The following is a 14,463-nucleotide window of genomic DNA, read 5'->3' on the forward strand; positions in this document are numbered from 1 at the left end:
GACTTCGGACTCCAGACTAGGAACTTCTGGGGCGGATCACTGGCTCAACCCTTCGGCCAGCCCTGCAGCCCATTCGATGTTCTGGAGGAAGGGATCTGGCCGGACGGCCTCGCCCGAGCTCCAGACCTCATCGATCAGGCCGGATTCGTTGATCTTGCCGATGCGCACAATCTTCCAGGTGTGCTGGTTCTCCGGGTCGACCTTGACCAGCCCTTCCGGCGCCTGGAAGGTGATCTCGCCGCTCTGGGCGGCGGCCCGCACGTCGTCCACGGCCACGCTGCCCGCCTTCTCCACCATCTCCTTCCACAGGTAGACGCCGAAGTAGCCCGCTTCGATGGGGTCGCTGGTGACCCGATCTTCCCCGTAGGCGGCCTTGTAGGCGGCCACGAAGGCTTCATTTTCCGGCGTGTCGGTGGTCTGGTAGTAGTTCCAGGCGGTGTAGTGGCCGGCGATATTCTCTGGCCCGATGCCCCGCACCTCTTCCTCGGCCACGCTCACCGACATCACCGGCAGGGTCTCGGCAGTGAAGCCGGCATCCTTGAACTGTTTGAAGAAGGCCACGTTGCTGTCGCCGTTGAGGGTGTTGAAGATGGCGTCTGGTTGGGCTTCTTGAATCTTGCTGATGATGGTGCTGAACTCGGTGCCGCCCAGGGGCACGTACTCCTCACCGGCCAGGGTCACGCCCAGGTGCTCCAGCTGGGCCTTGATGATCAGGTTGGCCGTGCGGGGAAAGACGTAGTCGGAGCCCAGGAGGTAGATGCTCTGGGCGCCCAGCTCGTTCACCAGATAGTCCACGCCCGGGATGATCTGCTGGGTGGGTTCAGCGCCGGTGTAGAAGATATTGGGCGACGCCTCCAGGCCCTCGTACTGCACCGGGTAGAAGAGCAACCCGTTGAGTTCTTCAAAAACGGGCAACACCGCCTTGCGGCTGGCGCTGGTCCAGCAGCCGAAGACCACCGCCACGCCATCCTGCTGGATCAGCTTGCGGGCCTTCTCGGCGAAGGTGGGCCAGTCGCTGGCCCCATCCTCGATGATGGGCTCCAGCTGTTTGCCCAGCACACCGCCGTTGGCGTTGATCTCCTGGATGGCCAGCAGGGTGGCATCTTTGACCGAGACCTCGCTGATGGCCATGGTGCCGCTCAGGGAGTGGAGGATGCCCACCTTGATGGTGTCGCCGCCCTCCCCGGCAGCGGACTCGGCGGCCGCGGCCGGCGTGCTGGCGGCCGGTTCCGCTTCCGCCGGGCTGCTTTCGGCGGCGTTGTTGGAAGCAGAAGAGCCGCCGCAGGCGCTGACCAGCAGGGCGATGACCAGAAGCAGGGCCACCAGCCGGCCGGCGGAAGGTCTCCGGGCCAGGGCGGCGCGTATCAGATGTTGCTCCATGGCAGACAAGTCTTCCTCCTTCTTTTTTGATGGTGATTTCTGAGCTGAATCCTGATGGTGCCTTCTGTCGATGAAATCAGGATCGATGGGAATGCTTTGAGCAGGTATGGTGGAAAGCCGTCCAGCGCTGGCCAGCCAACCGGACGCCCCTCAGCATAGCCGATCCAGGGCCGGGGCACACTGGTCAAGGCCTACAGAAAGGATCTGGCAGCTTGTGTGCAAAATGCACAAATTAAGCGAGGGGGTCGATGGGTATGGCGGTTGGAGTGGTGGGGTGATGCTCGGTGGTGTGGGCGGTCTGCACGAAAAAAAGGCCGCGGTGCCGACGCCGCGTCATGATGGTGGCTCCAGTGCCGTAGGTCACGCATCCCTGCGTGACATGGGTTCCGGTTCCGCTGGGTGCGGATGTCCGGCCAGGAGCCCGGACCTACCCATCCGGGGTCCATTTTTTCAGGGCAGGACGCCGATCCCGCGTCGCGAAGGTGGCTCCGGTGCCGTAGGTCACGCATCCCTGCGTGACATGGGTTCCGGTTCCGCTGGGTGCGGATGTCCGGCCCGGAGACCGGACCTGCCCATCCGGGGTCCATTTTTTCAGGGCAGGACGCCGATCCCGCGTCGCGAAGGTGGCTCCGGTGCGGAGGGAGCATCCTCAGGCACCGTAGGTCCGGTTTCCATACCGGACCTACGGTGGTTGAAAAAATCTCTGTGGGCCTCAAAAGAGGAAATAGCGCTGGGCCAGGGGCAGGGAGGCCGCCGGCTCGCAGGCCAGCAGTTCGCCGTCTACCCGCACTTCGTAGGTCTCTGGATCCACTTGAATGTCGGGCATGGCGTCGTTGTGCACCATGTCGGCTTTGCCAATGCCCCGACAGCGAGCCACCGCCACCACCGGCTTGCGGAGGCCCAGGGCCTGGGGCACGCCAGCCGCGACCGCAGCCTGGGACATGAAGGTCAGACTCAGGGGGGCAATGGCCTGGCCGAAGCTGCCGAACATGGGCCGGTAGAGGACCGGCTGGGGCGTGGGGATGGAGGCGTTGGCGTCCCCCATGACGCTCCAGGCGATGAGGCCGCCCTTGATGACCATCTCCGGCTTGGCGCCGAAGAAGGCCGGCTTCCACAGCACCAGGTCGGCCAGCTTGCCCGGCTCGATGGAGCCCACCTCGTGGGCGATGCCGTGGGCAATGGCCGGGTTGATGGTGTACTTGGCCACGTAGCGCTTGGCCCGGAAGTTGTCGTGGCGGTCCGTGTCCGGTGCCAGAGGCCCCCGCTGGACCTTCATCTTGTGGGCCGTCTGCCAGGTGCGGGTGACCACCTCGCCTACCCGGCCCATGGCCTGGGAGTCGCTGGCGATGATGCTGATCACCCCCAGGTCGTGGAGGATGTCCTCGGCGGCGATGGTCTCGGCCCGGATGCGGCTCTCCGCGAAGGCCACGTCCTCCGGCACCTGGGGGTTGAGGTGGTGGCAGACCATGAGCATGTCCAGGTGCTCGGCCACGGTGTTGACTGTGTAGGGGCGGGTGGGGTTGGTGGATGAAGGCAGGACGAAGGGGTAGCCGGCGATGCGGATGATGTCGGGCGCGTGGCCGCCGCCCGCGCCTTCGGTGTGGTAGGTGTGGATGGTGCGGCCGGCGATGGCCGCGATGGTGTCCTCCACAAAGCCGGCCTCGTTCAGGGTATCGGTGTGGATGGCCACCTGGACGTCGTACTCCTCCGCCACCCGCAGGCAGGTGTCGATGGCCGCGGGCGTGGTGCCCCAATCCTCGTGGAGCTTGAGGCCGCAGGCGCCGGCCTCCAGCTGTTCGGCCAGGGGCGCCGGATCCGCGGCGTTGCCCTTGCCCAGGAAGCCGAAGTTGACCGGCCAGGCCTCGGCGGCCTGGAGCATGCGGGCCAGGTTCCAGGCGCCGGGGGTGCAGGTGGTGGCGTTGGTCCCCGTGGCGGGGCCGGTGCCGCCGCCCAACATGGTAGTGATGCCATTGGAAAGAGCCTCGTAGACCTGCTGGGGGGAGATGAAATGGATGTGGCTGTCGATGGCCCCCGGGGTGACGATCAGGTGTTCCCCCGCGATGACCTCGGTGGATGGCCCGATGACCAGCTCGGGATCCACGCCCGCCATGGTATCGGGGTTCCCCGCCTTGCCCACCTTGACGATACGGCCGTCCTTGATGCCGATGTCGCCTTTGACGATGCCCCAGTGGTCCAGGATCAGGGCGTTGGTGATGACTAGATCCAGGGCCTGCGCGCGCGTGGCGGCGCTGCGTTGCCCCATCCCATCCCGGATAACCTTGCCGCCGCCGAAGGTGACTTCATCGCCGTAGACGGTGTAGTCGTGCTCCACCTGGATGATCAGCGCTGAATCGGCCAGGCGCACCCGGTCGCCGGTGGTGGGGCCGTAGAGGTCCGCGTAGGTTTGCCGTGGAATCTGCAGGGTCATGGTGTTTTACTCCTCATGAATGAGTCCGAAGTCCGGAGTCCAAAGTCTGGGGTCTAGCCTGTGGACTCAGGACTCAGGACTATCATTGAGAAAACCCCGTTGGGCGGCCTTGGCCAGCGCGGCGGCCCGGACGGCGGGGTCGTCCAGTGGGCCCTGGACCAGGCCGTTGAAGCCGGTCACGACCCGGTCCCCGGCCAGGGAGGTCAGGGTGACCTCCTTCACGTCGCCCGGTTCGAAGCGGACGGCGGTGCCGGCCGGGATGTTCAGGCGCATGCCGTAGGCGGCCCGGCGGTCGAAGCGCAGGGCCCGGTTGACCTCGAAGAAGTGGAAGTGGCTGCCCACCTGGATGGGGCGGTCGCCGGTGTGGGCCACCAGCACGGTGACGGTGTCCCGGCCGGCGTTGGCCCGGATGGGGCCCGCCTGCTCGTCCACAAGGATTTCGCCTGGGATCATGGTTTGCCCTCTCCTTTGGGTGACATCAGCGGATGGGATCGTGGACGGTGACCAGCTTGGTGCCATCTGGGAAGGTGGCCTCCACCTGTACCTCGTGGATCATCTCGGCCACGCCGTCCATCACATCTTCCCGGCGCAGGATGGTGGCGCCGTAGCTCATGATTTCGGCCACGGTGCGGCCATCCCGGGCCGCTTCCAGAATTTCTGCCGTGAGGATGGCCACGGCCTCGGGGTAGTTGAGTTTCAGGCCTCGGGCCTGGCGTTTGCGGGCCAGTTCGGCCGCCACGAAGATGAGCAGTTTTTCCTGTTCACGCGGCGTCAGATGCATGGTGATGCTCCTGTCGGACATTCAAGACGTGGAAGTTCAGTACAGCTTGCGGGGCATCTCCCCGGTCGAGCCGTAGAGGAAGCGGCGGGCCTCCTGCCAGAAGCGGGGGAGGCCCTGGAGCAGATCGCGGCCCTGGCTGGCCACGCCCCGAACGGCCACGCCGTGGGCGGCCAGGGTGCTGGCTCCCCAGAGGCAGCGCCCCTCCTGGCTCAAGGAATCGGCCAGATCGGCCAGGGTTTCCTCCAGGGCCAGCCAACGCTCGTGGGGCACACCTACCCGGCAGGCGTAAAAATTCGCATAGTGAAGATAGGGTCCCAGCCGGATGGGAGAAGCGGGTGGCCGTGGGGCCGGTTCCAGGCGTGCCCGTTCCAGCGCGATGGGACGGCGGCCTTCCACGCTGGACGCCTCCGTCTGTTCGTCCGCCGGTTCGACCGCTTCGATGGTCAGGGCCAGTTCCAGCCAGGTGTAGGCGAAACGCTCGCCGCTGGCCTCTCGCCCCGGGGCCACCACCTCCCACCCGAAGAAGCCGGCGTCCGCCTCCAGGAGCACGTGGGTCTGCTGGCGGTAGCGGGCGGCGGTGAAAGGGATGATGGGATCCGGCAGGTACTCCAGGATGCCCCCCGCGCCCACCCGCAGGTCGGTGTGCTGACAGGCCGGCGGGCTGTGGGGCCGGGGGCGATAGAGTCGGGTGGCACCGGTGGTGGTCAGCTGGGCGTAGGCGCCCGGCTCCACCGTCACCTCCACGGTCAATTGGTCGCCGCCCAGCACCCCGCCCGAGACGTTGTGGAGATGCACCAGGGCGCCCTGCTCGCCAATGGGAAAGGCACGTATCACCCGCAGGGGGGGCTCCTGGCGTTGGACATGGAGGCGAGTTGGACTCTGGGGCTCTGGCCGGGAGAACCGCAGCGCCAGGGCGCCGCAGGTTCGGGGTGTGGTGGATGCCATGGTTGCAATCAGCTGATGAACAGGCGCACGGGCAGACGGGGGTGGCGCATGCCGGCCACCTCCAGCAGGGGGGCGAAACTGGTGAATCCGCCCTGCTGCCAGTGGGCCGTGCGGCTGGCCTGGGCCAGTGCGGCCATGCGCGGCTTGAGCCGCCAGAGGATGGCGGCCATCTGGTGTTGGCCCACAGGCAGCAGTCGCTGGGCTGCCGAGGCCAGGGCGGCCATGCTCTGCTGCAGGTAGGCCAGGACAGTGGCATCCTCACCCAGGGACAACGCCCCACCCACCAGGCCCACCGTGGCCGCATGTTGCAGGGGGATCGCCTGCTGTCGGGCCACGTCCAGGGCCTGGGCCAGGAGGGGGTGTCCGGTGAGTTCCTGGGCCAGGGAGAGGAAGCGCCTGGCCAGGGCTGTGCTGGCCTCCCGGCTTTCCCGAGCGGGCTGCAACGCGGCCCGGGTGGCGTTCAGCCGATACCAGCCATCTGCGAAAGTGGCCCCTGGCGGCCCTTCGGCCAGGCGGTAGCCACCCCGGCAGAAGACGGCGTCCACGGTGCCGGCCTCTTCCAGGTAGTCGCCCAGGGCCGTCTCCAGGTTCAGGGGTGTCACCAGGGTTGTGGCGGTGAGGGTCTCCAGGCCGAAGGAGTGGGCCTGCCCGCCGATGGGCAAGGCGCTGTCGGCCAGGTGCAGCAGTTGCAGCAGCCGGATGGCTCCGTCGGCGGCGTTCAGGGCGTCGTGCAGCATGGGCTCGGGTGGATCCTTGCTCGTGCTCTGCTCGAATGGAAGAATGGATAGAATCTGTACATCCCGCCAGTATAGAGCAATCAGCGAGGGGCTGCATCCGAGAAAATGGACAAGATTCGGGCCCGGTTATTGGGCACGTTGCACAAGGGGGGGAGGTCAGATACAAGAGGCTGTCCATTGAGAGGGGGAGTATGGAGGGAAGCCTGTGGCCGGTGGCAGGCCACTGTGCGAATCATCCGATTGTCGCAAGGGGCAGAATGGGTGAAGCGGTACCACCATCCCTGATGGGGCGACAGAAGCGTCGATGGTCTGACTACCCCTCCGGCACGACCCTGGGGCGCTGAGTGCGTTTCAACGTACTTGTGGTGTGTCAGCCGATGATTTCAATCATCGGTCCAAGGTTTCTCTTCGGTAAAAAAATCGTGCTAACCACGCCAATCAGCCGACCCGGCACAAATAAAGCACAACGGCGAGGTATTGCTAATTGCGATGTCCACGCGATATCCACGGGCTGCTTCCAGCTCCTCTAACTCGGCCGCAAGGGAAAACACCCGATAGCGATGCAAGTTTAAGAGAAACTCTACCCGTGGCACGCCCGCCAGTTCAGCCGCGCAGCCTGAGGAGAGGCGTCCCAGCACATGCCGCCCAACGTGAGCATGCAGCGGACGGGGCTTCGCCCCGCGCGGTCACGGGCGGCTTTGCTTGCCACGGCTTTGGTGAGCGACCGTATCGCGCCAGCGCCGCCCCGCCGCTGCATGCCGTGTTAGGCAGGTCTTTGGACCATCACCGGAAAGCGCCAAGTCCAGTCTCTTACGCTACTCGCTTGTGCTCCTCTGCTTGCCGCGAGCCTCTAGCCACTTCTTCAGAGACTCAGGCGTTTCCCCAGACCGCCTGCCGGCCAGAATGCCGCTCACGCTCAAATCTTCATCCAGGTCCGGCCAATGGATGATCGCCCCATCCCCAATGATCTCAAAATGTGCTCGCTCCTCCGGTGTGCCGTACCACAGACGGGGATACCAGGCCAGCGGCACACTGATCACTCGCCCATCCACCAATTCAACGGTGAGCATCTCCTCATCGATCTCAACATGCCGCGCTCGGGCTTCCTGGATTTCAACGACCGAAGAATTCATACCATCGCTCCAAGAACTCATCTTGATGCTCCTGCACCAGTTTGGCAATCTGGTTCAACTCCTTTGCCTTGAACCCACCGGCTTTCTGCAGAGCAACCGGATCCAACCAGAATTTCGCCACCATTTTCTCACGTTGAACATGGATATGTGGCGGCTCACCATAGTCTAGAGATACGAAGAAGAACCGGTACGGCCCTATATGTTTGATGGTGGGCATTGTGCAAACACCGACGGCATGAGATAAAGACTGCCTTGTCCCATTCTAACATAACACAGGGTGAAAGCGTCTACCTGCCTAAACGAAATGGACAAGATCCGGGCCCGGTTATTGGGCACGTTGCACAAGGGGGGAGGGCCTGGCATAAGTGGCGGTCAATTGAGACGGGAGCAGAGAGGGAAGCCTGTGGCCGGTGGCAGGCCACGCGGCCTGGGAGAGGCGTCCCAGCCCATGTGGCTCAATGGCGCGCGCTTCAGCGGCGCGAGTGGAGCGCGCGTCCGCTGCAAGCGCTTGTCAGGCAGGCAAATCTGCTGTAGGCATAAGCGTCCGAACGTGCAGAATCTCTTCGTCCCCTATGGGGCGTATATCCGTTGCACTCAAAGTGACAACAGCAACGGTTTTCCCTTCACCCGTAACAAACTCTACTTCAAAAGCCTCTCCTTCAGCATAGCTATATACTATCGTTCCCACATCGCCTTTGCGAAGTGAATATTTTTCTAAATCCCGAGCCAACACGACCGTATCTAGTTCTCGAAACATTTTCTGCTGCTCCTTGGCTTTTCCGACAGCGTATGTTTCTGAAAGAAGATAATCTGTGAGCTTCGTTCTTGGGATGTAAGCCTTCGCGCTATTTGGAAGTCGCATCAGCATAACGGTTAGCCCGCGCCTTTTCTATTTTCCAGTGGATGTAATCACTCCTTGCCGCATCTCAGTTAGTTTCTGCTCAAGTTCTTCTGGCCTACAAAAGAGGGGGATTCCGGGTTCAATCGGTAACGAAAACGAGAAACGGATTAGCCCATTATCTCTGGTCAAGAATATATCCGCTTTAGCAAACCAAGCAGCGAGGACGATTTCCAAATCCTCTGACGGTACCAATGTCTCGATTGCCAAATCATCAAACTTCGCCTGCCACTCATGTTGAGCAAATAGGACACCGTAGTGTATATATTCAATAGATTCCCGCTTCAAAAACTCGTCGAAGTCGTAGCGGACCTGCTCATATCCAGTACGCCATTTGGCGAGCATCTGAAGTTTCCTTGTGTACTCATCCGTGCTGGTTGATTGAGCCAGTACCGAGGGTGAGGACTCAAGCACCTGGCGATGCCAGAAAATGTTGAGGAAGTCATCTCCATCGAAAATTATATCGCGGAGATGCTTGAGAGATACGAGGCCATAAGAAGCCAGCTCCGTATCAAGAATGCTCGTTTTGAGTATTCCGTACATCTCCGCAACGCATTTGTGGGCTGTAATGAAATGGGCATTGGATGGCAACTTGTAATCTTGACGCCAATTTATGCCGTTTGTTCTCTTGACAAAGGCTTCCCTGAGTATAGGTGTGTCCAAAAAAATTGTAATGTTTGACATTGCTATGCTCGGATGCTCGTAACTATGACAAGCGGGCGAAGCCCGCCGCGCCGTTCAGCCGAGCGCGAAGCGGTCGGCTGAACTATTGATTATGTGGAAACTTTCCGTATAACTCCCTCAAAATCAGGTGGAGCCCGGAAATCGATCCGGATATACCGAAGAGTAGATGGTCTTATGCGGATCGGTATCCGCAGCACATAATCGGCTCCACTGCAAGTCAGGGGTATCTACGGAATGTTCACCGTAGGCCCCAACGCCCTAACCAGCTTGCCGTGAATATACAACTCCACTTTCTCGCCGTCAAGCAGGAGAAGCCGTCAAGCAGGAGAAAAGGTGAGTCGCTTTGCATGAAACCGTAGCCGGCCGTGGGCGGGCGCAGCAAGCCCACGCCGGATAGGGCGAGGAGCCCTCTAGGCCCCTGGCCCTACATTTTGCACCGACGATCTCGAACTCCTATGGCTTCAAGCTTTCATGCACGTCTCTGGACCTCCTCCTGGATACCCGGCACGCCTCGGGATGGGCCAACAGATAGAAGAAGGTGGCCAGATTGTGGTAGAAGGCCACCCGCTCTTCCCAGGAGGGAGCGGCCTTCCACTGGTCCTCCAACTGGGCCAGGTCGAGGGCGCCGCTCCCGCGCAGCCAGTCAATCAACGCGGCCTCCACCTGGGGTTGGGCAAAATACCCCAGGGGGATGACCAGCCGCTGCCCCTGGAAGGCCCCTCCACGTCCGTGGCCATCGAAAAACCGCTGTTCGGCGTCCAGGAGCCGGGTTTTTGGATGGGCCAGGAGCAGTGACAGCCGGTGTAGTGGGCTCATGAAACTTTTCCTCCTCTTCCCCGGAAGCGAATCCGAATGTACAGATTCCACAGAGGAACACAGATTTACCCTGGCCCGGCATCTGAGGGTGCCGACTCCGCGTTGCGGTGGTGGCCCATGGGCGGTGTGGGCATCCTCAGATGCGGCGCCATCCCGCCTGGCCCGCTATCTGAAGATGCCCAAGCTGTGTTGAAATCGGGAACAACCGGGATGTGTTTTCAGCTTTGTCTGTGTCCGTGTCATCTGTGGTTTCTGCAGTGGCGTCAAGGCTGTTCTGGAACCTTGGCCAGGGGTGGACAGCCGACCTGTGCCCCCGTGCCGTAGTGCTGCAGCCTGAGCCCCAAGCCGACCAGACGCTGGCCTGTCCAGTGGGCCATGCGTCGGCTGAGACCTGGCCCTCTCTCTGGACGCTGTGCCCGTTCGACGGCCCGGATCAGGCGTTCCCGTTCCGCCTCACGCAGACGTTCCTTCTGGTACTCTTCTTGCAACGCCGCCAATAGCCCCAGGTGATTGGGTAGCAAAAACATGTCGGGCCTCCATATGGGTTGTGATTCGGACCTGACGAACTGCCGGAAATGCCTGGCCCGGGGGCCGGACCGGCGGAATCCAACGGAAACGGGAGAGACCGCTCAGCCTGTTTGGGAGCCTGTTCCTTCATGCAGGACGGAGCGCAAAAGGTCTACCGCACCCTCATCCAGTTGGGTATAGTCCAGAGTGATCAGCCGCTGTTCTGGCTGCAGCAGGGGCTGGACCTGGTGGGCGACGAAATCGGAGGCGATGACCACCCCATGTGCCGGCAGGGCGCTGGAGAGCCTCTGGGGATCATCCACACCACAGAGGGTGGGCTCCAGGTTCCGGATGCCCGCGTTCCCCAGGGAACGTTCCATGTCCAGCGCGCACGATTCGCTCAGGCAGACCAGGGCGGCCGGCGTACCCTTGGGGAGCTGGGCGATCTGGATCAGCTTGTCCAGGTGGGGCTTGACGCCGATGGCCACCACCTCCTTCCCCCTCCCGGCCAGGAGCCGGCGCACCTCCTGAATGTGGAAGAACGTCGTGGCCACCACCTGGGCTTCCTGGAGTCGGGCTTCTGTTTCCTCCGATGGATCGTGCAAATCTTCCAGCACGATGGGCGCTACGGGCACCTGAAGCCGCGCTTCGATGGCCTGGGCCATGGCCACGGCGATGGGCTCCTGGCATTCCACGAAGGCCAGCCGCCGGGCCACTGGTACATCCTGACGCTGTCTGGCCCGGGCATAGACGTAGGTGGCAAAGTCGTCGGGCGTGACGCCCAGTTCGCCAGCCTGCTCGATGGCCTGGTCGATGATGGCCAGGAGGCGGGCCGAGATGGGCTGGGCCACGGCGCCCGGCCGTTCCACCACTTCACAGTCTCGCCCACGCTGGCATCGGATCAGCCCTTCCTGCTGAAGCTCCTGGTAGGCCCGATGCACCGTGTTGCGGTTGATGCCCAGGAAGCCGGCCAGCTGTCGGGTGGTGGGCAGGGGAGTACCCGGGGCCAACTCGCCGTTCAAGATCAGGAATTTGATCTGTTCCTTGAGCTGCGCGTAAACGGGGAGATGGCTGTTGGTTTCGATTTGGAGTCGCATGGTTTCACCTGTTTCTGTCCACTTCTTTCTTTCCACTTCCCCTGGGCATCCTGACATTGGTGTATATTCATAGTGTCCTAATTAATTAGGACACTATGAATATACACCAAACAGATACGGTTGTCAAGTCCCAAAATCAGGGCTGGATGGCCTGCGCTGTTGTCGGGGTGGTATCATTGGGTAGGAAAGAGCGATGCTACCAGGTTTGAAATGCCCAACAGAGATTCGGCGGCATTGTCTACAGGAGGAGAAGATGGCTGTCTACACCAAACGTGTCCAGGCGGTGTTGACTGAGGAGCAGTACGAGCTCCTGTCGCGGCTCTCTGTAGAACAGGGTAAATCCTTGAGCGCACTTATCCGCGAGGCCATCGGTGAGGTTTATTTCCAGCAGGCCCACCATGAGCGACGCCGCGCCGTTTGCCCCCGTGCCGTAGCGACGAACTGCCGGAAATGCCTGGCCCGGAGGCGAGGGCCGTCCAGCCGATGGGGCCAGCGGGCGAAAAATGGTTTTCCCTCCGGGCGTGGGACTTTTCCAAACGGAAAAAATGTGCTAATCTTTTATTGTTGTAGCCAGCCTAAATCACTCCGACCACCCCTTCTGTACGCCTGTTTTTTCATGTCGCTTTTGACGTGCCAGGCTGACGTCCACTTTCTGAAGATATACAACTGCTAGGGAGGCTCAACCAATGACCGACAGCACTCAACAGGTGAACGGCCACAGCACCAATGGCAAAGCGTTCAAAGTCATCGGCACCCGGCCGATCCGCCATGATGGCGTGGACAAGGTGACCGGCCGTGCCCTGTACGCCAACGATCCCCATCTGCCCAACACCCTCTACGGCAAGATCTTGCGCAGCCCCCACGCCCACGCCCGTATCCGCAAGATCGACACCAGCAAGGCCGAGGCCTACCCTGGCGTCCATGCCGTGGTGACTGCAGCCGACATGGCCGAGGTGGCCGACAAGATCGCCGAGATGGGCGAGGACGCGGTCAACCTGCGCTACCTGGCGGCCAACATCCTGGCCCACGACAAGGTGCTCTACCATGGCCACGCGGTCGCTGCCGTGGCCGCGGACAGCCCCCACGTGGCCGAAGAAGCCCTCAAGCTCATCGAGGTGGACTATGAGGTCCTGCCCCCGGTGTTGGACGTCAAGGAGGCCATGAAGGAGGATGCGCCCATCCTGCTGGAGGACCTGCGCACCGACGAGCTGGGCAAGAAAGGGGATAAGCCCACCAACGTGGCCGCCCACATCCGCCACCAACGGGGCGACCTGGAGAAGGGCTTCGCCGAGGCCGACGTGATCGTGGAGCGGGAATTCAAGACCGCCATGGTCCACCAGGGCTACATCGAACCCCAGGCCTCCACCGTCATCTACAAGGAGGACGGCCGGGTGGAAGTCATCACCAGCACCCAGGGCCCCTGGCAGATCCGGGGACAGGTGGCCGAGCTGCTGGGCCTTCCCGTGGGCAAGGTGGTGGTCAACCCCACCGAGATCGGCGGCGGTTTTGGTGGCAAGTTCACCGCCTACACCGACGTGCCCGCGGCCCTGCTCTCTCGCAAGGCTGGCCATCGCCCGGTCAAGATCGCCCTGAGCCGCACCGAGGTGTTGCGGGCCACCGGCCCCACCTCCGGCTCCTACATCCGGGTCAAGATGGGCGCCACCAAGGATGGTAAGATCACCGCGGCCCAGGCCGAGCTGATCTACGAGGCCGGCGCCTTCCCCGGCTCACCCGTGGGCGCGGCCTGTGGCGTGATCCTGGCCCCCTATCGCCTGGAAAATGTCCAGATCGACGGCTACGACGTGGTGGTCAACAAGCCCCAGACGGGCGCCTACCGCGCGCCGGGCGGCACCAACGCGGCCTTCGCCTCGGAGACGGTCATCGACGAGCTGGCCGAGAAGCTGGGCATCGATCCCCTGGAGTTCCGCCGACGCAACGCCGCGGTGGAAGGCGACCGCCGCCCCGACGGCCCTGTCTACGCCCGTATCGGCTACCTGGAGACGGTGGAAGCGGCCATGAACCACCCCCACTACAAGACCCCCCTGGAGGGCAAGTACCGTGGGCGGGGCGTGGCCTCTGGCTTCTGGTTCAATGGCGGCGGCCAGAGCTGCGCCGAGGTGAACGTGGGCGCGGATGGCATCGTCAACCTGATCGAGGGCTCCACCGACATCGGCGGCACCCGCACCTCCATGGCCATGCAGCTGGCCGAAACCCTGGGCATCCCCGCCGAGCAGGTGAACCCCAAGGTGGTCAACACCGAGTCCATCGGCTTCACCAGCGGCACGGGCGGCAGCAGCGTCACCTTCAAGACTGGCGTGGTGGCCTACGAGCTGGGCAAGCGCCTCATCAACCAGATGCGGGAAGGGCTGGCCTCCTACTGGGATGTGGAGGTGGATGCCGTCCACTTCGCGGATGGCGTCTTCTCCCACGGCGATGAAAAGCTCACCTTCAGCGAGGCGGCCAAGGTGTTGAACGATCACGTTGGCCCCATCGTAGCCGCCTACGGTACCACCGCCCGGGGCGCTGGCCCTGGCTTCGCCACCCACATTGTGGACGTAGAGGTGGATCCCGAGACGGGCAAGGTGACCATCCTGCGCTACACTGCGGTGCAGGACGTGGGCCGGGCCATCCATCCCGCCTACGTGGAAGGCCAGATCCAGGGTGGCGTGGCCCAGGGCGTGGGCTGGGCGTTGAACGAGGAGTACTTCTACGACGCCGAAGGCCATCTCCTCAACTCGTCCCTGCTGGACTACCGCATGCCCACCGCGCTGGACCTGCCCATGATCGACTGCGTGCTGGTGGAGGTGCCCAACCCCACCCATCCCTACGGCGTGCGGGGCGTGGGCGAGGTGCCCATCGTGCCGCCGGCCGCAGCCCTGGCCAATGCCATCTACCGGGCTGTGGGCGTGCGCATGACCGAGCTGCCCATGAACCCGGCCAAAGTCACGTCCGCCATGCTGCAGCTGGCATAGGCACGAGGCTGTCCGGCGGCTCCCCCGGCCCGACCGGAGCAGATAGACAGAAACGTGAAACGCGGGCGGCCTGGTCGCACCGCGT

15 protein-coding genes are annotated in these 14,463 nt (G+C 62.9%); 1 reads left to right on the forward strand and 14 read right to left on the reverse strand.

Features of this window, described 5'->3' with window-relative positions; translation table 11 throughout:
- Positions 1 to 36: 36 nt before the first annotated feature.
- From urtA to FKZ61_RS19085, 14 genes are all read right to left on the reverse strand, one after another.
- Positions 37 to 1,380 carry an urea ABC transporter substrate-binding protein gene (gene urtA / locus FKZ61_RS19025; RefSeq protein WP_141611727.1) on the reverse strand — a complete coding sequence of 448 codons (1,344 nt, stop codon included), beginning with the start codon at positions 1,378 to 1,380 and terminating at the stop codon, positions 37 to 39.
- 712 nt (positions 1,381 to 2,092) lie between these two features.
- Positions 2,093 to 3,808, reverse strand: coding sequence for an urease subunit alpha (gene ureC / locus FKZ61_RS19030; protein WP_141611728.1), 1,716 nt, complete (start codon positions 3,806 to 3,808; stop codon positions 2,093 to 2,095).
- A gap of 66 nt (positions 3,809 to 3,874) precedes the next feature.
- The gene (locus FKZ61_RS19035; RefSeq protein ID WP_141611729.1) at positions 3,875 to 4,261 is read right to left on the reverse strand and encodes an urease subunit beta; all 387 of its coding nucleotides are present in this window, start codon (positions 4,259 to 4,261) and stop codon (positions 3,875 to 3,877) included.
- A 25-nt stretch (positions 4,262 to 4,286) separates the two neighbouring features.
- On the reverse strand, positions 4,287 to 4,589 hold the full coding sequence (gene ureA, locus FKZ61_RS19040) for an urease subunit gamma (RefSeq protein WP_141611730.1): 303 nt from the start codon (positions 4,587 to 4,589) through the stop codon (positions 4,287 to 4,289).
- Positions 4,590 to 4,625: 36 nt separating this feature from the next.
- Entirely contained in the window at positions 4,626 to 5,534 is a 909-nt protein-coding gene (locus FKZ61_RS19045; protein WP_141611731.1) for an urease accessory protein UreD, read from the reverse strand.
- A gap of 8 nt (positions 5,535 to 5,542) precedes the next feature.
- Positions 5,543 to 6,271, reverse strand: coding sequence for an urease accessory protein UreF (locus FKZ61_RS19050; protein ID WP_141611732.1), 729 nt, complete (start codon positions 6,269 to 6,271; stop codon positions 5,543 to 5,545).
- 425 nt (positions 6,272 to 6,696) lie between these two features.
- Positions 6,697 to 6,909, reverse strand: coding sequence for a UPF0175 family protein (locus FKZ61_RS24525; RefSeq protein WP_211358642.1), 213 nt, complete (start codon positions 6,907 to 6,909; stop codon positions 6,697 to 6,699).
- Between the two features lie 177 nt (positions 6,910 to 7,086).
- A complete protein-coding gene (locus FKZ61_RS19055) occupies positions 7,087 to 7,404 on the reverse strand; it encodes a DUF2442 domain-containing protein (RefSeq protein ID WP_141611733.1) in 318 nt (105 codons plus the stop codon).
- Positions 7,385 to 7,621 (reverse strand): DUF4160 domain-containing protein, encoded by a 237-nt coding sequence (locus FKZ61_RS19060; protein WP_141611734.1) that lies wholly within the window; start codon positions 7,619 to 7,621, stop codon positions 7,385 to 7,387. The genes FKZ61_RS19055 and FKZ61_RS19060 overlap by 20 nt, the downstream gene beginning before the upstream one ends.
- A gap of 294 nt (positions 7,622 to 7,915) precedes the next feature.
- Positions 7,916 to 8,272 (reverse strand): DUF4926 domain-containing protein, encoded by a 357-nt coding sequence (locus FKZ61_RS19065; RefSeq protein ID WP_229964320.1) that lies wholly within the window; start codon positions 8,270 to 8,272, stop codon positions 7,916 to 7,918.
- Between the two features lie 21 nt (positions 8,273 to 8,293).
- Positions 8,294 to 8,986: a PIN domain-containing protein gene (locus FKZ61_RS19070; protein ID WP_141611735.1), complete on the reverse strand. Its 693-nt coding sequence runs from the start codon at positions 8,984 to 8,986 to the stop codon at positions 8,294 to 8,296.
- 453 nt (positions 8,987 to 9,439) lie between these two features.
- Complete coding sequence (locus tag FKZ61_RS19075) at positions 9,440 to 9,802, reverse strand: hypothetical protein (RefSeq protein WP_141611736.1); 363 nt, start codon at positions 9,800 to 9,802, stop codon at positions 9,440 to 9,442.
- 263 nt (positions 9,803 to 10,065) lie between these two features.
- Positions 10,066 to 10,329 carry a hypothetical protein gene (locus tag FKZ61_RS19080; RefSeq protein ID WP_141611737.1) on the reverse strand — a complete coding sequence of 88 codons (264 nt, stop codon included), beginning with the start codon at positions 10,327 to 10,329 and terminating at the stop codon, positions 10,066 to 10,068.
- Between the two features lie 102 nt (positions 10,330 to 10,431).
- Complete coding sequence (locus FKZ61_RS19085) at positions 10,432 to 11,406, reverse strand: GntR family transcriptional regulator (RefSeq protein ID WP_170200009.1); 975 nt, start codon at positions 11,404 to 11,406, stop codon at positions 10,432 to 10,434.
- 686 nt (positions 11,407 to 12,092) lie between these two features.
- Here FKZ61_RS19085 and FKZ61_RS19090 point away from each other — a divergent pair.
- Positions 12,093 to 14,378, forward strand: coding sequence for a xanthine dehydrogenase family protein molybdopterin-binding subunit (locus FKZ61_RS19090; protein ID WP_141611739.1), 2,286 nt, complete (start codon positions 12,093 to 12,095; stop codon positions 14,376 to 14,378).
- Positions 14,379 to 14,463: the final 85 nt, after the last annotated feature.

The sequence above is a fragment of the Litorilinea aerophila genome (genome assembly GCF_006569185.2).
GTDB lineage: Bacteria > Chloroflexota > Anaerolineae > Caldilineales > Caldilineaceae > Litorilinea > Litorilinea aerophila.